General features: G+C 73.7%; 20 protein-coding genes. 10 read left to right on the top strand and 10 right to left on the bottom strand.

The window, feature by feature from the left end; translation table 11 throughout:
- The first annotated feature begins 229 nt into the window (after positions 1-229).
- The 5 genes from D7I43_RS10800 (at position 230) to D7I43_RS10780 (ending at position 4,186) form a co-directional block, all read left to right on the top strand.
- Positions 230-1,594, top strand: coding sequence for an MFS transporter (locus D7I43_RS10800; protein ID WP_240032900.1), 1,365 nt, complete (start codon positions 230-232; stop codon positions 1,592-1,594).
- Positions 1,595-1,742: 148 nt separating this feature from the next.
- Complete coding sequence (locus tag D7I43_RS10795) at positions 1,743-2,393, top strand: GAP family protein (RefSeq protein ID WP_120328291.1); 651 nt, start codon at positions 1,743-1,745, stop codon at positions 2,391-2,393.
- 105 nt (positions 2,394-2,498) lie between these two features.
- The gene (locus D7I43_RS10790) at positions 2,499-3,278 is read left to right on the top strand and encodes an SDR family oxidoreductase (protein WP_120328290.1); all 780 of its coding nucleotides are present in this window, start codon (positions 2,499-2,501) and stop codon (positions 3,276-3,278) included.
- A gap of 37 nt (positions 3,279-3,315) precedes the next feature.
- Positions 3,316-3,510: a hypothetical protein gene (locus D7I43_RS33575; RefSeq protein WP_120328289.1), complete on the top strand. Its 195-nt coding sequence runs from the start codon at positions 3,316-3,318 to the stop codon at positions 3,508-3,510.
- A gap of 127 nt (positions 3,511-3,637) precedes the next feature.
- Positions 3,638-4,186, top strand: coding sequence for a YbaK/EbsC family protein (locus D7I43_RS10780; RefSeq protein ID WP_120328288.1), 549 nt, complete (start codon positions 3,638-3,640; stop codon positions 4,184-4,186).
- 96 nt (positions 4,187-4,282) lie between these two features.
- Here the strand turns inward: D7I43_RS10780 and D7I43_RS10775 are convergent, their stop codons facing one another.
- From D7I43_RS10775 to D7I43_RS10750, 6 genes are all read right to left on the bottom strand, one after another.
- Complete coding sequence (locus tag D7I43_RS10775; RefSeq protein WP_120328287.1) at positions 4,283-4,918, bottom strand: DsbA family oxidoreductase; 636 nt, start codon at positions 4,916-4,918, stop codon at positions 4,283-4,285.
- A gap of 20 nt (positions 4,919-4,938) precedes the next feature.
- Positions 4,939-5,361 carry a SufE family protein gene (locus D7I43_RS10770; RefSeq protein WP_120328286.1) on the bottom strand — a complete coding sequence of 141 codons (423 nt, stop codon included), beginning with the start codon at positions 5,359-5,361 and terminating at the stop codon, positions 4,939-4,941.
- A gap of 68 nt (positions 5,362-5,429) precedes the next feature.
- Entirely contained in the window at positions 5,430-5,855 is a 426-nt protein-coding gene (locus D7I43_RS10765) for a CBS domain-containing protein (RefSeq protein ID WP_120328285.1), read from the bottom strand.
- Positions 5,856-5,912: 57 nt separating this feature from the next.
- Positions 5,913-7,682 carry a proline--tRNA ligase gene (locus tag D7I43_RS10760; protein WP_120328284.1) on the bottom strand — a complete coding sequence of 590 codons (1,770 nt, stop codon included), beginning with the start codon at positions 7,680-7,682 and terminating at the stop codon, positions 5,913-5,915.
- A gap of 163 nt (positions 7,683-7,845) precedes the next feature.
- A complete protein-coding gene (locus tag D7I43_RS10755; RefSeq protein WP_120328283.1) occupies positions 7,846-8,028 on the bottom strand; it encodes a DUF397 domain-containing protein in 183 nt (60 codons plus the stop codon).
- Positions 8,019-8,822 (bottom strand): helix-turn-helix domain-containing protein, encoded by an 804-nt coding sequence (locus tag D7I43_RS10750; RefSeq protein WP_120328282.1) that lies wholly within the window; start codon positions 8,820-8,822, stop codon positions 8,019-8,021. The genes D7I43_RS10755 and D7I43_RS10750 overlap by 10 nt, the downstream gene beginning before the upstream one ends.
- Positions 8,823-9,036: 214 nt before the next feature.
- On the opposite strand from D7I43_RS10750, the gene D7I43_RS10745 reads away from it, so the two are divergent.
- Positions 9,037-9,225: a hypothetical protein gene (locus D7I43_RS10745; protein ID WP_120328281.1), complete on the top strand. Its 189-nt coding sequence runs from the start codon at positions 9,037-9,039 to the stop codon at positions 9,223-9,225.
- On the top strand, positions 9,222-9,575 hold the full coding sequence (locus D7I43_RS10740; protein WP_120328280.1) for a hypothetical protein: 354 nt from the start codon (positions 9,222-9,224) through the stop codon (positions 9,573-9,575). The genes D7I43_RS10745 and D7I43_RS10740 overlap by 4 nt, the downstream gene beginning before the upstream one ends.
- Before the next feature lie 6 nt (positions 9,576-9,581).
- Here the strand turns inward: D7I43_RS10740 and D7I43_RS10735 are convergent, their stop codons facing one another.
- Entirely contained in the window at positions 9,582-10,412 is an 831-nt protein-coding gene (locus tag D7I43_RS10735) for a hypothetical protein (protein ID WP_120328279.1), read from the bottom strand.
- A gap of 236 nt (positions 10,413-10,648) precedes the next feature.
- Between D7I43_RS10735 and D7I43_RS10730 the strand changes: the two genes are divergently transcribed.
- Both D7I43_RS10730 and D7I43_RS10725 read left to right on the top strand, forming a co-directional pair.
- Positions 10,649-11,416, top strand: a complete 768-nt coding sequence (locus tag D7I43_RS10730) for an SGNH/GDSL hydrolase family protein (protein ID WP_120328385.1) — start codon at positions 10,649-10,651, stop codon at positions 11,414-11,416.
- A gap of 67 nt (positions 11,417-11,483) precedes the next feature.
- On the top strand, positions 11,484-12,386 hold the full coding sequence (locus D7I43_RS10725; RefSeq protein ID WP_120328278.1) for a sulfurtransferase: 903 nt from the start codon (positions 11,484-11,486) through the stop codon (positions 12,384-12,386).
- Positions 12,387-12,494: 108 nt separating this feature from the next.
- On the opposite strand, the gene D7I43_RS10720 is transcribed toward D7I43_RS10725, so the two are convergent.
- Genes D7I43_RS10720 through D7I43_RS10710 form a run of 3 tightly spaced genes read right to left on the bottom strand, consistent with a single transcriptional unit; the run spans position 12,495 to position 15,560 of the window.
- Complete coding sequence (locus D7I43_RS10720; protein WP_120328277.1) at positions 12,495-13,688, bottom strand: hypothetical protein; 1,194 nt, start codon at positions 13,686-13,688, stop codon at positions 12,495-12,497.
- Positions 13,685-14,215 (bottom strand): SigE family RNA polymerase sigma factor, encoded by a 531-nt coding sequence (locus D7I43_RS10715; RefSeq protein ID WP_120328276.1) that lies wholly within the window; start codon positions 14,213-14,215, stop codon positions 13,685-13,687. The genes D7I43_RS10720 and D7I43_RS10715 overlap by 4 nt, the downstream gene beginning before the upstream one ends.
- A gap of 31 nt (positions 14,216-14,246) precedes the next feature.
- Entirely contained in the window at positions 14,247-15,560 is a 1,314-nt protein-coding gene (locus D7I43_RS10710; RefSeq protein ID WP_120328275.1) for an MFS transporter, read from the bottom strand.
- A gap of 120 nt (positions 15,561-15,680) precedes the next feature.
- Here D7I43_RS10710 and D7I43_RS10705 point away from each other — a divergent pair, with 120 nt between their 5' ends.
- A complete protein-coding gene (locus tag D7I43_RS10705; RefSeq protein ID WP_120328274.1) occupies positions 15,681-17,468 on the top strand; it encodes an HSP90 family protein in 1,788 nt (595 codons plus the stop codon).
- The last annotated feature ends 14 nt before the right edge of the window (positions 17,469-17,482 follow it).

Raw genomic sequence — 17,482 nt, 5'->3', positions numbered from 1 at the left:
CCTGACCTCCGTCATCTCGCCTCCCGCGCGTCGCGTCCGGCGCCCTGGCTTCCCGGCGTGCCGTCCGTTATGCCCTCCGACCGGCGGAATCTTGGACCGTCCGACCGTTCGTCCGCGCCGGCACCGGAGTTGCCGGTGAGAGAGGTGGGCCACTCGCCGGTTGACCTCAATCCGGGTTGAGGTCGCAGGCTGGGCGCATGCTGATCGATCTGCTCCGGGCGGGTGTCGCGTGACCGCCACGATGGCGCCGGCCGACCCGGTGTCGGGGCTTCTCTCGCCCCGGCTGCGCGCGATGACCGTGGGCAGCGTCGCGCTCATCTCGCTGCTCGCCTTCGAGGCGTTGGCCGTCGGTACGGCCATGCCGACGGTCGCCCGCAGCCTGGACGGGCTCGCCCTGTACGGGCTGGCCTTCGGCGGTGCGTTCGCCGCCGGCGTGCTCGCCATGGTGGTCTCCGGCATCTGGTGCGACGCCCGCGGGCCCGGTGCGCCGATGTGGCACGGGCTCGTCTGGTTCGTGGTCGGGCTCGTCGTCGCCGGCACCGCACCCGTGATGAGCGTGCTGGTCGTCGGCCGGGTGGTGCAGGGCTTCGGCTCGGGGCTGCTCTCCGTGGCGCTGTACGTGATCGTCGGCCAGGCGTACCCGGAGGTGCTGCACCGGCGGATCTTCGCGGCGTTCGCGGCCGCGTGGGTCGTACCGTCGCTGGTCGGACCCGCCCTGACCGGGCTGATCGTCGAGCACCTCGGCTGGCGGTGGGTCTTCCTCGCGGTGCCGGCGGTGGCCGTGCCGGCGGCGCTGTTCGTGCGCCCGGGCCTGCGGTCCATCGCCGGTACGGCGGTGACCGGCCCGCCGGCGGGCGCGGCGGCGCGGATCGCGTGGGCGTGCGGGGCGGGGGTGAGCGCCGCACTGTTGCATATCGGGGGACAGCAGCGCGGCGTGTCCGCCGTGGTCGTCACGGCGCTCGCCATCGCCGGCCTGCTGCTCTGCGCGCCGCGCCTGCTGCCGGCGGGGTTCGTCCGCGCCGCCCGGGGGCTGCCCACCGTGATCGGCCTGCGTGGACTCGCCTCGGCGGCGTTCGTCGGCGCGGAGGTGGTCATCCCGCTCATGCTCTCGCGGGAGCGCGGTCTCTCACCGACGGCGGCCGGGCTGGTGCTCACCGTCGGGGCGGTGTCCTGGTCGGCGGGTTCCTGGATCCAGGGGAGGATCCCGGCGCCGGCCTCGCGGGCCACCCTGCCGCGCGCCGGGCTGGTCTGCATCACGGTCGGCATCGGGACGGTGGCGTTCACGGTGGCGCCCGGCACGCCGGTCCTCGTGGGCGTCCTCGGTTGGGCCGTCGCCGGGCTCGGCATGGGGCTGCTCTACCCGTCGCTGTCGGCGCTCACCCTCGAACTGTCCGGTCCCGGGGAGCAGGGGCGCAACAGCTCGTCGCTGCAACTGGGCGACTCGCTGAGCGCGGCGACCGTGCTGGCGCTCACCGGCGCCGTGCTCGCCGCGGGATCGGCGCCGGGCCCCGGCAGCTACCTCACCACCCTGACCGTCTCCGCGGCGCTGGCGCTGGTCGGCACGCTCCTGGCCACCCGCGTCTCGCCGCGGTGACGTGCTGCTCGACCAGGACGGCCTCGGCCTGATCCTGAAGTTGTTGCCACTCGTTGTCTGATTTGTCGGCAACAACTTCATGATCACCGAGGTGGGCGGTCGGCGAACCGGCCCGGTACCGGGTGGCGGGCCGGGAGGATGGGCGGCGATGAGCTTCCTGACCATCCTGCCGCTGGCCGTGGTGATGGTCGCCGGGACGCAGTTCGTCGCGGCGGTGCTGCTGCCCTCGGCCGACCGTCCACGGGCCGCGCCGCTCGGGTACCTGGCCGGCGTGGGAGCGGTGGTCACCGCCGGGGTGACGGTCAGTTGGCTGGTCACCAGGGTGCTGCGCGGCTTCGCGGACCGGGCGGAGACCGACGTCGGCCGCCTGGAGAGCACCGCGCGGCGGATCGACTGGGCGGTGCTGGGACTGCTGGTCGTCCTCGCGCTGGTCGTCTACCTCCGCCGTCACGAGTCCGGCACGCCCCGGTGGATGAGCGCCCTCCGGCACGCCGGACCGGGGCGGGCGGCCCGGCTCGGCGTGGTGCTGGTCGCCACCTCGCCGACGGACGACCTCACGATGGCGGCGGTCGGTGCGAGCGTCGCCCGGCACGACCTGGCGTGGTGGCACCTGCTGCCGTTCATCGCCGTGACCCTCGGGCTGCTCGCCCTGCCGCTGGTCGCGCTGCTGCTGGCCGGCCGGCGGGCCATGGACACACTGCCCGGCATCCGCACCTGGTCCGACCGGCACGCCTGGGTCGTCAGCGAGGTCGTCATCGCGTTCTACGCGCTGGTGACCGTGCTCGACCTGCTGAGCTGACCGGACCGGTCCGGGCCGCGGTGATCCGACGCACAGCCGGTCACGTCGCCACCGGCCGTGCCGTCCAGATCGTGGACGGCGGGCCGACGACACGAGGAGGACGAGATGAAGGTGCTGGTCACCGGGGCGACGGGACGTCTCGGTCGCGTGGTGGTGCCGCGGCTGCGGGAGGACGGGCACACCGTGCGGGCGACGAGCCGGCGTCCGCGTACCGACCCGGGCGTCGAGTGGGTGGCCGCCGACCTGGCGACCGGGGACGGGCTGGCCGACGCCGTGGACGGCGTCGACGGAATCCTGCACCTGGCGTCCGCGCCCAACCGCGGTACCCACGAGGTCGACGTGCTCGGCACACGCCGGCTCGTGGTCGCCGCCGGGCAGGCCGGGGTCCGGCACCTGGTGTACGTCTCGATCGTCGGCGTGGACCGGGTGCCCATCCCGTACTACCGGCACAAGCTCGCCGCCGAACAGGTGGTCGCGGCCGGGCCGGTGCCCTGGTCGGTGCTGCGGGCCACGCAGTTCCCGGAGTTCCTCGACGACCTTCTCCGGATGTCGAGCCGGTTCGGCCCGACCATCGGGGACCGCGCGATCCTCGCCCAGCCGGTCGACCCGGCGGAGGTCGCGGCGCGGCTCGTGGCCCGGCTCGCGGCCGGGCCGCTGCGGGGCATCGAGGAGTACGGCGGGCCGGAGGTGCTCCGCTTCGACGAGGCGGTACGCGCCTGGCGGGCCGCCCGGCACTCCCGGCGACCGCTGCTGCCCGTACGCCTGCCGGGGCGGCTCGGCCGTGCGCTGCGCGACGGCGGGCTCGTCACCACGGCCCTGCCGAAGGGCACCCGCACCTGGGCCGACTACCTGGCCGACACGTACGGGGGAACCACCCGGAGATGAGAACGTGTCCCGTTCACGTTCGACCTAGCGTGACCGCATGTTCGCTGTCGTCACCACTGTGATCCTGTACTGCTTCGGTTTCGTCTTCCTCTACGGCGTGATCCGGCTCGCCGTCCGGCACGGCCTGGAGGACCTGGAGGTGCGCCGCGCCCAGGCCGCGCGGGCCGAGGAACTGGCGGTCCACCGGGACCGGACGTTCCTCAAGGAGAACGCCTTCCTCGCCGGGAGCTGAGCGGCCGGGAGCTGAGCGCCGGGACGGTGGCGGGTGATCCTGCCGCCGTCCCGGGCGGCACGCGCTGGCCTTCCGCGGGGGAACGGGTGGGCGCGGCGGACGGGCGGGTGAAAGGATCGCATCCGTGATGGGGACGCTGAAGACCGAACCTGCCCGTACCCGCCCCGACCTGCTCGCCCCGCCGGTGGCCGCGGCGCTCGCCGAGTGGCCCGCCGACGCTCCGGTCGACGTGGACGACGTGCTCGTGGCGCCGATCGACGCCGACCTCGCCGACACCGCCGCCTTCTGCGCGGCGTACGAGGTGGGGCTGGACGTCTCGGCCAACTGCGTGGTGGTGGCCGGCAAGCGGGAGGGCGTGGTCCGCTACGCGGCCTGCGTCGTCCTCGCCACCACCCGGGCCGACGTGAACGGGGTGGCCCGGCGGGCGCTCGACGTGCGCAAGGCGAGCTTCGCGCCGATGGCGGACGCCGTGGAGCTGACCGGCATGGAGTACGGCGGGATCACGCCGATCGGCCTGCCGGCGCAGTGGCCGATCCTCGTGGACTCGCGGGTGGTCGCCACGCCGCACGTCATCATCGGCTCGGGCGTGCGCCACAGCAAGATCGCGCTGCCCGGCCCGGCCCTCGGGGCGCTGCCCGGCGCCCGGGTGGTCGAGGATCTGGCCCGCCCGGCCTGACCGTCCGGCCCGGACGCGGCGCACTCGTCGGCGTCGATGTGGTTGCACGTGAAACATCGCCGGTCGTGGTCGGCAGGCCGCCGACCGCGACCGGGATCAGCCGTTGGTCGACTCCAGCCGCTCGACCTCGGCCAGGGCGGCGAGCAGCGTCTGCGGCTCCTGGGCGCCGGTGACCGCGTACTTGCCGGCCAGCACGAAGGTCGGCACGCTGGTGACTCCGATGTCCCGGGCCTTGGCCAGTTCGGCGGCGAGTTCCTTCGTGCCCTCGTCGGAGTCGAGGAACCGGCGGGCGTCGGCGGCGTCGAGCCCGACCTGCCCGGCGAGGGTGGCGAGCGCCTCCCGCGACCCCACGTCGATTCCGTCCACGAAGTGCGCCCGGTAGAGGGCCTCCACCATTTCGGCGGCGAGGCCGCGCTCGGTGGCGTACGCGACCAGCCGGTGGGCGTCGAAGGTGTTCGCCGCGACGGCCCGGTCGTAGTCGAGCCGAAGCCCGACGCCCGCGGCCACGTCGGTGACCCGGTCGACCATCTGCCGGGCGTTGGCCGTACCGCCGAACTTCGCGGCGAGCGACTGGACGACCGGCTGCGGCTCGGGCACCGGCGACGGGTCGAGCTGGAACGGCCGGTAGCGGACGGTCACGTCACCGTCGTACGACGCGAGGGCCTGCTCCAGGCGGTGCTTGCCGATGTAGCACCACGGGCACACCACGTCCGCGTAGATCTCGATCTCCATGACCGGTGGCAACTTCCCGCTCAGCCGAGTTGTTCCCGGACCTGGCGCTTCAGCCGGGCCAGGATCGCCGTGCCGCCGCGTACCCGCAGCGGGCTGATCGCCTGCGCCAGCCCCATCCGCTGGTAGAGGTCGTCCGGGACGGCGAGCACCTCGTCCGCGCTGGCGCCGGCCAGCCCCTCGGCGAGGATGCCGGCGAACGCCCGCGTGGTCGGCGCCTCGGGAGGGCAGTCGAAGGCGGTCTCCACCGTCTTCTCCGGCGTCACCCGGGCGCGCAGGAAGAACGCGGTCTGGCACTCCGGCACCTGCTCCATGCCCTCCCGCTCGCCCGGCGGGAGCGGGGGGATGACGTCGGCGTACTCGAGCAGCATCTCCAGCACCACGTCGCGGGGTGCGGCGGCGAACTCGTCGACGATCTCGGCCAACCTGGCCGGCATGGCAGACATGCGTTCGAGGCTACCCCCGTCGGGAGGCGGCCCCTCCTCTACCGGGAACGTCGAGGAGGGGCCGCTCCTCACACGGTCGGCGCCTGCTCGCTGATCTCGCTGAGGGCGGATCGGGGGTCGAGCTGCATGGCCAGGTCGCCGAGGGAGACGATCCCGACCAACTTGCGGTCGTTGTCACAGACCAGCACCCGCCGGATCCCGCGTTCGCGCATCAGCGCCGCCGCCTCGGCGGCCGTCGCGTGCTGGTCGATCATCACGACCTCGCGGGTGATGATCGAGCCGATCGTGGTCGTGGCGGGGTTCACGCGTTCGGCCACCGCCCGCACCACGATGTCGCGGTCCGTGAGCATGCCCGCGAGGCTGGCGCCGTCGGTCACCACCACGTCGCCGATGTCGGCCTCCTTCATGACCGAGGCCGCCTCGTCCAGAGTGGTCTCCGCCGGCAGGTAGACGACCTGCCTGGTCATCACGTCGCTGACCCGGTATCCGGTCATGAGAGCCCTCCACAAACGCGTTCGCCGATCCGGTTGCGGTACCCCGTCACGCCCCCGTTACACCAGGTGCCCGCGCGTCGCGCGCACCTCGTCGGCGAGTCGCTCGACCAGCCCGTCGAGGGGCACGTCGCTCCGTTCGCCGGTGGCCCGGTCGCGCAGCTCCACGTACCCCTCGGTGAGCCGGCGGCCGACCACGACGGCGCGCGGGACGCCGATCAGCTCGGCGTCGGTGAACTTCACCCCGGCGGAGACGCCGGCGCGGTCGTCGACGAGCACCCGCAGGCCCGCCGCGGCGAGGCGCCCGCCGAGGTCGAGCGCCGCCTCCACCTGCGGCCCCTTCCCGGCCGCCACGAGGTGTACGTCGAGAGGCGCGACCGACGCCGGCCAGACGAGTCCCCGGTCGTCGTGGTGCTGTTCGGCGATGGCCGCCACGAGCCGGGACATCCCGATGCCGTAGCAGCCCATGGTGGGCCGGACCGGTTTGCCCTCGGGGCCGAGCACGTCGACGGCGAACGCGTCGGTGAAGCGGCGGCCGAGCTGGAAGATGTGACCGATCTCGATGCCCCGCCGGATGGTCAGCTCGCCGGCCTCGCACGCCGGGCACCGGTCGCCGGGGCGCACCTCCGCGGCCTCGATCGCGCCGTCGGGGGTGAAGTCCCGGCCGCTGACCACGTTCGTGGCGTGCCGGCCCGGCTCGTTCGCCCCGGTCAACCAGGCCGAACCGGGCACCACGCGCGGGTCCACCAGGTAGCGGAGGCCGAGCTTGGCGAGGATCTGCGGGCCGATGTAGCCGCGGACCAGCTCCGGGTGCTCCGCCCAGTCCTCGAAGACGGTGACGGTGGCCGGGTGCAGCGCGGCCTCGACCCGCTTCAGGTCGACCTCCCGGTCGCCGGGCAGCCCGATCACGAGCAGCTCGGTCTCGTCGGCGCCGGGCCGGCGGACGGTCAGCAGGATGTTCTTCAGCGTGTCGGCGGCCGTCCAGTCGCTCCGGCCGGCGAGGCGGCGGGCGTTGGCCAGCTCCACGAGGCTCGCGATCGTGGGCGTCTCGGGAGTGTCGTGCACCTCGGCCGGCGGGTGCGCGTACGGGTCGCCGGCCGCCGGCGCGCGGGTGGTGACGGCCTCGGTGTTCGCCGCGTAGTCGCAGGCGGTGCAGCCCACGAACGTGTCCTCGCCGACCGGCGCGGCCGCCAGGAACTCCTCCGACGCCGAGCCGCCCATCGCACCGGACGTGGCCCGCACGATCGTGTAGTCCAGGCCGAGCCGGTCGAAGACCTTCGTGTAGGCGGCGCGGTGCCGGTCGTACGCGGCCTGGAGACCCGCCTCGTCCAGGTCGAACGAGTAGGCGTCCTTCATGAGGAACTCCCGCCCGCGCAGCAGGCCGGCGCGCGGCCGGGCCTCGTCCCGGAACTTGGTCTGGATCTGGAACAGCGTGACGGGGAAGTCCCGGTACGACGTGAAGACGTCCCCGACGAGCAGGGTCGCCAGCTCCTCGTGCGTGGGGGCGAGCAGGTGCTCGGCGCCCTTCCGGTCGGCGAGGGTGAAGATGTCGTCGCCGTACTCCGTCCACCGGCCGCTGGTCCGGTACGGCTCGGCCGGCAGCAGCGCCGGGAAGTGCACCTCCTGGTCGCCGATGGCCGTCATCTCGGCGCGGACCACCTCGGTGACCCGGTCCAGCACGAGCTTGCCCAGCGGCAGCCAGGTGTAGCCGCCCGGCGCGGCGCGGCGGACGTAGCCGGCGCGCAGCAGGAGCCGGTGGCTCGGCACCTCCGCGTCCGCCGGGTCCTCGCGCAGGGTCCGCAGCAGGAGGGTCGACATACGCAGCAGCATTGCCGCAGCGTACGACCGGCGCCGCCGGCCCGGCGACGGGTTTCGCGAGCCCCAGCCCGCGTCGATCACGCGGTTGTGGTGCCGGACAGGGGCGACACCTGCGCTTGTCCTGCCCACCACGACCGCGTGATCGCGGGGATCAGGTCGGGTGCGGCGCGATCGGTCAGGGGCGCCGGGCGTGCGCGACGAAGGCGCGCCAGGCTCGCGGGGTGAAGGTGAGGACCGGACCGGTCGGGTCCTTGCTGTCCCGTACGCCGACGACCCCCGGCAGGTTGTCGGCCACCTCGACGCACTCGCTGTTGCCGCTGCGGGTGGACTTGCGCCAGACGGCGCCGGTCAGCTCCATGACGACACCACTTCCTTCATCAGCTCGACCGACTGCCGGTGGGGCAGCGCCTCGCTGCGGACGCTCTCCCACCTCGCGACCAGACTAGCCACGTCCTCATCCCTGTCGATCGTCGTGCCGCCGAGCTGGTTCTCCAGGTAGCCGATCCAGCCGCCGTCCGCACCCCGGGCGAGGGTGAACGGGCCGGCGAGTCCCACGTGCGTGCTCACCTCGGCCGGGATGACGTGCACCCGGACGTGCGGGCGTTCGACGCACCGGATCAGGTGACCGACCTGCTGGGCCATGATGCCCCGGAAGCTCTCGTCGGCCCGGCGGAGCACGGCCTCCTCCACCACGGTGACGAGCTTGGGCGGTTGCGCGCGACCGAGGACGGCCTGCCGGTCCAACCGGACCGCCACCCGCCTCTCCACCTCGTCGTCGCTCAGCATGTCGTCGGCCCGGATCACCGCGCGGGCGTAGTTCTCCGTCTGGAGCAGACCGGGCACGAGCGTCGGGTGGTAGCACCAGAGCAGTTGGGCGTCGCGCTCGGCGTCCAGCCACGGTCGGAGCCAGCTCGGCTGCCCGTCGCGCTCGGCCATCCTGAGCAGCGACAGCAGAAGCCCGCCGGTGTTCAACACCTCGTCGGCACGCTTCAGGAAGAACCGGTCGAGCGGCCGCTGGCCCAGCTCGACGGCGGACACCTGCGAGCCGGAGAAGTGGACGAGCCTCCCGAACTCCTCCTGGCTCAGGCCGGCGTTCTGCCGTAGGCGCCGCAGTTGCGTCCGAATCAGCTCGGCGGTCGGCTCGCCCTCCACGCGTCCTCCACGATCTTCCCGGCGTCTCCACGGCACGTCCACGCGGTCGGGACGGTCCCCCCGACCCCGCCCCGAAGGGCGTCGATGCCTTCCGAGAGTAGTGGCGTCCTCACCAGACTGTCACGCGGTGGACCGCCTCCCGTCCGGTCCACTTCCGGGGCCGCCCCGCACCTCCCCCCGTGCCGGGGCGGCCCCACACCCGAAGGAGGTCGAGATGCGCAACCCGCTCCGCTGGCTCCGGCGCCGCACCGCCGAGCCGCCACCACCGCCTGCCGCGCCGGAGAGCACCAACCTGCCGGGCTGGATGCGGGAGCCCACCCGCGTCATCCCCACGTCGCGCCCGGGCAGCCCGGGCCGGTTGACCCCGGCGCAGCAGTGGCGCGCCAACGGAGGGCGCTGGTGACCGGCGGCCGTGCCCGGACGGGATTCCCGGTGCCGCGCCTCGGTCCGTACGCCGACCGGCCGCGTCCCTATCCGCCGGGCCACCCGCCGCACGTGCCGATCCGACCGCTGTGGATGTGCCGGGCCTGCGGGCAGCCGTGGCCGTGTGCCGAGGCGCGGCTGCTGCTGCGGGTCGAGTACGACCAGAACCCCGTCGAGCTGGCCATCTACCTGTCCGGGCTCTACCACGAGGCGACGCACGACCTGTTCCGGCTCAACCCGCACGACGGTCCGACCCCGCGCGAGCTGTTCGAGCGGTTCGTGGCCTGGGGCCCGTACCGGAGGGGGATGGTCGAGCCACCCTCCCACTGACCGGAGTCACCTGCGGGTGAGGATCCGCAGCTTGGCATCGATGTCCAGCTGGAACGTGACCTGCATGTCCTCGTACGGAGTGCCCGAATGCCAGCTCAGCTCGACGCCCTCCATGTCGTAGTCATGCCCAGTCGCGGTAAGTCGGCAGGGCACGTCGCCCTTCTCCAGGTCGGCGAGGAACACGTCCGCCCTCACGACATCCTTGACGTCCCCATCCCGTGCGTAGGGGTCGTCGTAGGTCGTTACGCGGTACAGAAGGGCGTAGCGCTTGTGCAGCCCGACGTCGAGGATCTTCCTGAGCCGCGTGGCGGGATCTTTCTCGACGCCCTTGTACGGCTCGTAGCCGTATTGGCTGGTCACCTCGAAGCGGTTGGTGCCCAGCGGGCCTTGCGGGCCCGTGACCCACATGCCGCGGATGAGCCAGCCCGGCGCCACGGCGAACCTGCCCAACTTCTGGCTGGGATTGTCGGCGATCTGTTCCGGAACGCCAGCCTCGCTCAGCGGCGCGATGTCGACGTTGCCACCTTGGCCCGGGCTGTTGTAGCTGTCCAGGACGAGGGACGTGTGATCGAAGTGGACGAAATCCGGTTCCGGGTCCAACGTCCTGTCGCACGAATCCTTGCCGGGGCTCTCTCTGGGCACGCGCGAAGCGGCGTCGGCGAGAGCCACGCGCCGTTGCTCGTAGCGCGGCCGGTACTCCTCGAGAACCTCCTTCAGCGCCCTGTCCGACCGGTCCTCTTCGCGCTCGTCGCTCCCGTCGCAGCCGGACAGCAGCATCGCGACGACAGCCGCCACCATGCCCCACATCACCCGCAGGAGCGCGGACGAGCCAGCCATACATCGATGGTAGACGACAGGTCGGACGCCCGGCCGTGGTTCGCACCGAGCAGGGACGGGGCGGACCACGTGGTCCGCCCCGTGCCTACGCCGGCCTCACGCGGTGTGACGCCGTCGCCGGTCAGCGGCGTCGGCGATGACCTCTGCCACGTTCGGTCGGCAGCGGCACCTGCCGGCCCGAATCGCGGTGACAAACTGGTCGCCGCAGGCAACGAGGGAGCGTGAGGGAGGCCGGGGTGCGCTGGCGCAGCTTCGTGGCGGTGGGTGACAGCTTCACCGAGGGGATGGACGACCCGTACCCGGACGGCACCTACCGGGGCTGGGCCGACCTTGTCGCGACCCGACTCGCCGCCGAGGCCGGCCCGGACTTCCGCTACGCGAACCTCGCCATCCGCGGCCGGCTCTTCCCCAACATCGTGGCGAACCAGATCCCCGAGGCGCTCGCCATGAAGCCGGACCTGGTGAGCTTCGCGGCCGGCGGCAACGACGTGCTGCGCCGCACGTTCGACGGGGCCGGGCTGGTCAGCCGCTTCGACGAGATCGTGGGACAGCTCCGGGCGAACGGCTCGGACGTGCTGATCTTCCGGTTCGCGGACGTGATGGCCCGGCTCCCCGGGCAGCGGCTGGTCCGGCCCCGCGTCGAGCTGCTGAACCGGGCGGTCGGCGAGACCGCCGCGCGGCACGGCGCGATCCTGGTCGACCTGTACGCCGACGACACGTACCTCAACCCGATGCTGTGGAGCACCGACCGGCTGCACCTCTCGCCGGCCGGGCACCGGCGGGTCGCCGGCCAGGTGCTCGACGCGCTCGGGGTGGGCTGTGACGAGGAGTGGCTCATGGTCCCGCCCCACCCGGAGCCCACGCCGTGGCTGGCCGCCCGGGCGGCCGACCTGCGCTGGGCGGGGCAGCACCTGGCCCCGTGGATCAAGCGGCGACTCACCGGCCGCTCGTCCGGCGACACCGTCACCGCCAAGCGCCCCTCGCTCAGCCCGATCTCCGACTGACGCGCGGACTGCCTGCCCCGTCACGTTTGGGGGTCGGGGAAGGGCCGCCCGGCGTACCTTGGGGATCATGTCTGTGCCGAGCGATCCTGATCCCCGCCTCCAGGCGTACGCGGACCCGCAGCGCCTGGTCACCACCGACTGGCTGGCCGAGCACCTCGGCGACGAGGGCCTCGTCGTCGTCGAGTGCGACGAGGACGTGCTGCTGTACGACACCGGCCACATCCCGGGCGCCGTCAAGGTGGACTGGCACCTCGAACTCAACGACCAGGTGACCCGCGACTACCTGGACGCCAGGAGCTTCGCCGAGATGTGCGCCGCCAAGGGCATCGGCCGGGACGACACGGTCGTCTTCTACGGCGACAACTTCAACTGGTGGGCCGCGTACGCCCTCTGGGTCTTCTCCCTCTTCGGCCACCCCGACGTGCGGCTGCTCAACGGCGGCCGGCAGAAGTGGGTCGAGGAGGGACGCGAGCTGAGCCGCGAGAAGGTGAGCCGGCCGCGCGCCGAGTACCCGGTGCCGCAGCGGGACGACGCCCCGATCCGGGCCTTCCGCGAGCAGGTGATGGCGCACGTGGCGGCCGGCCGTCCGCTGGTCGACGTCCGCTCGCCCGGCGAGTACACCGGCGAGATGCTGCACATGCCCGACTACCCGCAGGAGGGCGCGCTGCGCGGCGGCCACATCCCGGGCGCGCTCAACAAGCCGTGGAAGTCGGCGGCGAACGACGACGGGACGTTCAAGTCCCCCGACGAGCTGCGGGCCATCTACGCCGACCAGCTCGGGCTGAGCCCGGACGACGACATCGTGGCGTACTGCCGCATCGGTGAGCGGTCCAGCCACACCTGGTTCGTGCTGCGGCACCTGCTCGGCTACCCGCAGGTGCGCAACTACGACGGCTCGTGGACCGAGTGGGGCAACCTGGTCCGCGCCCCCGTCGTGAAGGGCGACCAGCCCGGCGGCCTGAACCCCTGACGCCGGTGCGAGAAGGGGCCCCTTCCGGAAGGGGCCCCTACTCGACGTCCCGGACAGCTCACCCTGCGGCGGGCGCTCAGCCGGCGCGCTCAGCCCGGCGGTGAGCGCTCAGCCGGCGGCGAGCGAGACCAGGCCCTGGAGTTCGCGCAGGACGCCGGTGATCTCACCGGTCTCCGGGTCCCAGCGCGCGAGGCCGGCGTCCGGGGCGAGCCGGAGCAGCACGGTGCCGCCCTCGCCCCAGCCCAGTACCTCGCAGCAGCCCTTCGTCCGATCTCGACCGAGGTCGAGGAGATGCGCCACGGCGCCGGTACGCGCGTCGAGCACGGCCACCCCCTCCGCGCCGTCGATCTCCCTGCTGGTGATCCACGCCGCCCGGGCCACCCGGTCACCGCGCAGCCAGCCCCGGCCGTAGAACTCGTTCACCCGGTACGACGCCGGCAGGTCGCCCTGGCCGACCCGCTGCTCGGTGCGGAGGGCGCCGTCCCCCGCCGACCGGCTGCGCAGCGTGAGACCGTCCCGCATCCCGCTCAGCTCGACGAGCGCCGCCTCCCGCCCGGCAGCCGGGTCCGGAGCGGACACGTCCCAGGCGGAGACGTCGATCCCCGCCGCCGCGCCCGAGGACCGGTCCACCGCGTACGTCCGGTCGTCGCCGCCGACCAGCACCCGGCCGCCGGCCCAGACCACCAGTTCGAGGTACCCGTCGAGCGGGACACGGCGTACGCCCGCGGTGGTCAGGTCGACCAGGACCAGCTCGCCGGTCTGCGCGAACGCGGCGGTCCGTCCGTCCGGGGAGAGCACACCGGGCTTGAGGGCGGGCGCCTCGTTGCCGCCGGCGTCCCGGGTGGGTTCGAGGTCCACCACGTCGAGCGAGCGGACCACGCCGTCGTCGCCCAGCACCCGGACCGGGCCGTCGGCCCGGTACTCGGCGTCGACCGGCTGGTAGAGCGCCAGCGCGCGCCGGACGGGTTCGCGTGAGAGCGGCGCGGTCGCCGGATCCGTGAGACGCGCCAGCGGGTCGGCCCGGAACGCCAGCGTGGCCGGCGGTCGCTGCACCGGCGGGGCGTGCGTGGGCGTGAGGTCGGTGACGCTCGGGTCGGCCACGATGGGCGGCGGTCCGACCGGGGGACGCAGGGCGAACACGGTGCCGCCGCCGGCCAGCGCGACGGCGAGGGCCGCCGCGCCGACGGCCCGCCGGGTGTGCCGGACCCGCCGCGCCCGCTCCCAGGCGGTCCCCGCCGGGTGGCTCGGGCGTACGTCCTCGGCGGCGACCGTGAGCAGCCGCCGCAGCTCCTCTTCCCTCACTGCGTCACCTCCATCCCGCTGGCCAGCCCGTCGTCGCGGCCCAGCTCGGGGGCCAGTTCGCGGAGCCGGCGCAGCGCGGCGTGGCACTGGCTCTTCACGGTGCCGACGCTCACGCCGAGCACCTCGGCGGTGGCCGCCTCGGTCAGGTCCTCGTAGTACCGAAGCACCACGACCGCGCGTTGCCGCGGCGGCAGCCGGACCAGGGCCTCGCGCAACGCGAGCCGGAGCGCGTCGTCCCGGTCGGCGCCGGCCTGGTCCGGCGTCCGGGCGCTCAGCCACTCGCGGCGGCGCCGTCGCCACCACGAGACCGCGTCCCGGTAGAGGATCGAGCGCACGTACGCGGCCGGGTCGCCCTCGCGCACGCTGGGCCAGCGCAGCGCGAGCTTGAGCAGCGCGTCCTGGAGGAGGTCCTCGGCCTGGTGCCGGTTGCCGCAGACCAGGTACGCGGCACGCAGCAGCCGGTGCTGGTGGCTCTCGACGAAGCTGACGTAGCCGTCCCGCCCGTCGTCTCCGGCCGCCCGTGCCATGGCGCCTCCCTCCGGCGGGTCGTCGCGCTCATCACTCAGACGCACGGGGGGCGGAAAAGGTTGGGGCGGGCAGCGGATCGGATTCCGGCTCCGGCCGGGCCCCGCGGAGCACCCGCCACGCCGCGACGGTGACCACCGCGAACGTGCCAGCGGCCGCCCCGGCCACGGTCACCGTCCCGTACGCCCCCGCGACCAGACCGGCGACCGCCGCCCCGATCGGTGCGGTGAGCAGCCCCACCATCCGCTGGGCGGCACCCACCCGCCCGAGCAGCGTCGCGGGCACCCGCTGCTGCCCGTACGCGGCCCACAGACTGTTCCACACCGACGTGCCGGCGGCGAAGACCGCCAGGGCGAGCCCGGCCGGCACAGGGTGTCGGGCCAGCGCGAACCCGGCCAGCGCGACGGTCTGCGCGGCGAGCACCGCGCGCAGCACGGGCAGCGTGCCGAACCGGGAGGCGAGGCGGCCGGCCACGAGCGCCCCGGCCAGACCGCCGACGATCGCCGTGGCCATGAAGAGGCCGTACCCGGCCGGCGGCACCCGCAGCACCTCCAGCGCGTGGAGCACGACGATCGCCATGAGCCCGCTGATCGCGAGGTTGCTCGCCGCGCTCAACAGGGTGACCCGCCACAGCGTGCGGTCCCCCCGCAACCACCGCACCCCAACCCAGAGCACCCCCGCGCGTGCCCTGCTTCCCGCGATCTTGCAGTTGTGGCCCTTGGTTCGTGGCTTTTCGTGGGGTTTGTCGGGGCGGAAAATGCAAGATCGCGGGGAGGTGGGCGGGGTGAGGGCGAGCACCAGCGTGGCCGCGAGCGCGAACGTCACCGCGTCGAGGGCGAACGGGAGGGCGGGGGCCGCGGCGAACGCCGCACCGGCGACGGGCGCGCCGACGAGACCCCCGGCCACCGCCGTACCGGCCTGGAGCCGGCCGTTGGCCCGGGGCAGGGCGTCCGGCGGCACCACCGACGGCAGCAGCGCGAAGGAGGCGGCGTCGAAGAGGGTGCCGAGGGTGGCGAGCAGGAAGGCGACCAGCAGCAGCATCCCGAGGCCGGCCCGGTCCACGGCGACCGCCACGGCGAGCGCGGCCACCACGGCGGCGCGTACGCCGTCGACGAGCGCCATCGTCCGGCGGCGGTCCCAGCGGTCGGCGTACACGCCGCCGAGCAGGCCGAAGAGCAGCGGCGGCACCTGCGCGGCCACGGTGACCGCCGCGATCAGCCGGGGATCGCGGGTCAGGGTCGCGGCCAGCAGGGCCAGAGCGGGCGTACGCAGCGCGTCCCCGAAACGGGAGGAGACGGCGGCGGACCACAGCAGGTGGTAGTCGCGGCCGAGCCGGGATGCGGGCATGGCGGTGACCCTGGAGGGTCGACCCGCTCGAGGGTCAAGCCGACGGGTGAACGGGGGACGCGCGGCGTCGGTGACGGTCGGTACGGTGAGCGCCGGCATCGGACCGGGGAGCACACAGGCGTGGACCACACCTTCCAGGTCGACCTTCGTGGCGTCGTCGACCTGCTCAGTCATCATCTCTACGGCAGCCCGCGGGTGTACGTCCGCGAGCTCCTGCAGAACGCGGTGGACGCGATCACCGCGCGCCGGGCGACCGACCCGGACGCGCCGGCGCTGATCCGCATCGAACCGCCGGAACTGACCGGCGACGGGACACTGCGGATCCACGACACAGGCATCGGCCTCACCGAGGCGCAGGTGCACGAGCTGCTGGCCACCATCGGCCGCAGCTCGAAGCGGGACGAGCTGGGCTTCTCCCGGCACGAGTTCCTCGGCCAGTTCGGCATCGGCCTGCTCTCCTGCTTCCTGGTCGCCGACGAGATCCGCGTACTCACCCGGCACGGCGACCAGCCGACCGTCCGCTGGACGGGCCACTCCGACGGCCGCTACACGGTCGAGCCCGCTCCGGCCGGGGCCGGGCGCAGCGAACCGGGCACCACGGTCACGCTGGTACCGCGCCGGGACGCCGACCAGTGGTTCACCACGGCCACCGTCACCGACCTGGCGCGGCTGTTCGGCTCGCTGCTGCCGGTCACGGTGCGCGTCGGCGACGTGGTGACCACCGCCGGGCCACCGCCGTGGCCCACCACCGCGGGCGCGCCGGTCGACCGTCCGGGATTGATCCGGTACGCGCGGGAGACGCTCGGCTTCGACCCGTTCGACGTGCTGCCGCTGTCCGTGCCGGAGGCGGGGCTCACCGGCGTCGCGTTCATCCTTCCCGAGCCGGTGAACCCGGCGGCGCGGGCCGGGCACCGCGTCTACCTCAAGCGGATGCTGCTCACCGAGCACGCCGACGGCCTGCTGCCGGACTGGGCGTTCTTCGCGCACTGCGTGGTCGACGCCAGCGAGCTGCGGCCGACGGCGAGCCGCGAGGCGCTCTACGAGGACACGCTGCTCACGGCGACCCGGGAGGCGCTCGGCGAGCAGGTCCGCGGCTGGCTGGTCCGGTTGGCCCGGCACGACCCGCGCCGGCTCGCCGAGTTCCTCCAGGTGCACCACCTCGGCGTGAAGGCGTTGGCGCTGCACGACGACGAGATGCTCCGTTTGGTCGACGAGTGGTGGCCGATGGACACCAACGTCGGCACGCTCACGCTGGCCGAGTTCCGGCAGCGGCACGGCCTGATCCGGTACGCGGCCAGCCTCGACGAGTTCCGCCAGCTCGCCGCGGTCGCCGCCGCGCAGGACCTCGCCGTGGTCAACGGCGGCTACACGTACGACACCGAGCTGATCGAGCGGCTGCCCACGGTGGACCGGTCGGTGCTCATCGAGCGGCTGGAACCCAGCGACCTGACCACCCGCTTCGACAGCCTCGACCCGCAGGTCGAGCTGGCACTGCGGCCGTTCCTCGCGGCCGCGCAGAAGGCGCTGGAGCGGACCGGGTGCGAGGTGGTGATCCGGGCGTACGACCCGGTCTCCCTGCCCGCGCTCTACCTGGTGAGCCGCTCGGCGGCCTTCAACGACCAGCTCGCGGCCAGCCGGGACCGGGCCGACGAGCTGTGGGCCGGCGTGCTCGACGCGATCGCGGCGTCGGCCCCGCCGGACCGTCCGCAACTGGTGCTCAACCACCGCAACCCGCTGCTGCGCCGGGTCACCACGCTCACCGACCCGGAGCTGGTCGGGCTCGCCGTCGAGGCGCTGTACGGGCAGGCGCTGCTGCTCGGGCACCATCCGATCCGCGCGGCCGACGCCGCGCTGCTGAACAGTTCGTTCCTCGGCCTGCTCGGCCGGGCCGTACCGGGACGGGAGTGATTCGTGGGCACGAC

The organism is Micromonospora globbae (genome assembly GCF_003610785.1).
Lineage (GTDB): Bacteria > Actinomycetota > Actinomycetes > Mycobacteriales > Micromonosporaceae > Micromonospora > Micromonospora globbae.
Note: the sequence above shows the minus strand (reverse complement) of the source record. Positions and strands in the feature narration are given on the sequence as shown.

What these genes read in the sequence shown, in the direction of transcription:
- D7I43_RS10735 (WP_120328279.1), bottom strand. Translation starts at nt 10,412, where the DNA reads ATGGCTGGCTCGTCCGCGCTCCTGCGGGTGATGTGGGGCATGGTGGCG.
- D7I43_RS10755 (WP_120328283.1), bottom strand. Translation starts at nt 8,028, where the DNA reads ATGGAGCTGACCGGCGCCGTCTGGCGCAAGTCCACCCGCAGCGGCAAC.
- D7I43_RS10795 (WP_120328291.1), top strand. Translation starts at nt 1,743, where the DNA reads ATGAGCTTCCTGACCATCCTGCCGCTGGCCGTGGTGATGGTCGCCGGG.
- D7I43_RS33575 (WP_120328289.1), top strand. Translation starts at nt 3,316, where the DNA reads ATGTTCGCTGTCGTCACCACTGTGATCCTGTACTGCTTCGGTTTCGTC.
- D7I43_RS10725 (WP_120328278.1), top strand. Translation starts at nt 11,484, where the DNA reads ATGTCTGTGCCGAGCGATCCTGATCCCCGCCTCCAGGCGTACGCGGAC.
- D7I43_RS10790 (WP_120328290.1), top strand. Translation starts at nt 2,499, where the DNA reads ATGAAGGTGCTGGTCACCGGGGCGACGGGACGTCTCGGTCGCGTGGTG.
- D7I43_RS10715 (WP_120328276.1), bottom strand. Translation starts at nt 14,215, where the DNA reads ATGGCACGGGCGGCCGGAGACGACGGGCGGGACGGCTACGTCAGCTTC.
- D7I43_RS10710 (WP_120328275.1), bottom strand. Translation starts at nt 15,560, where the DNA reads ATGCCCGCATCCCGGCTCGGCCGCGACTACCACCTGCTGTGGTCCGCC.
- D7I43_RS10780 (WP_120328288.1), top strand. Translation starts at nt 3,638, where the DNA reads ATGGGGACGCTGAAGACCGAACCTGCCCGTACCCGCCCCGACCTGCTC.
- D7I43_RS10775 (WP_120328287.1), bottom strand. Translation starts at nt 4,918, where the DNA reads ATGGAGATCGAGATCTACGCGGACGTGGTGTGCCCGTGGTGCTACATC.
- D7I43_RS10770 (WP_120328286.1), bottom strand. Translation starts at nt 5,361, where the DNA reads ATGTCTGCCATGCCGGCCAGGTTGGCCGAGATCGTCGACGAGTTCGCC.
- D7I43_RS10765 (WP_120328285.1), bottom strand. Translation starts at nt 5,855, where the DNA reads ATGACCGGATACCGGGTCAGCGACGTGATGACCAGGCAGGTCGTCTAC.
- D7I43_RS10760 (WP_120328284.1), bottom strand. Translation starts at nt 7,682, where the DNA reads ATGCTGCTGCGTATGTCGACCCTCCTGCTGCGGACCCTGCGCGAGGAC.
- D7I43_RS10745 (WP_120328281.1), top strand. Translation starts at nt 9,037, where the DNA reads ATGCGCAACCCGCTCCGCTGGCTCCGGCGCCGCACCGCCGAGCCGCCA.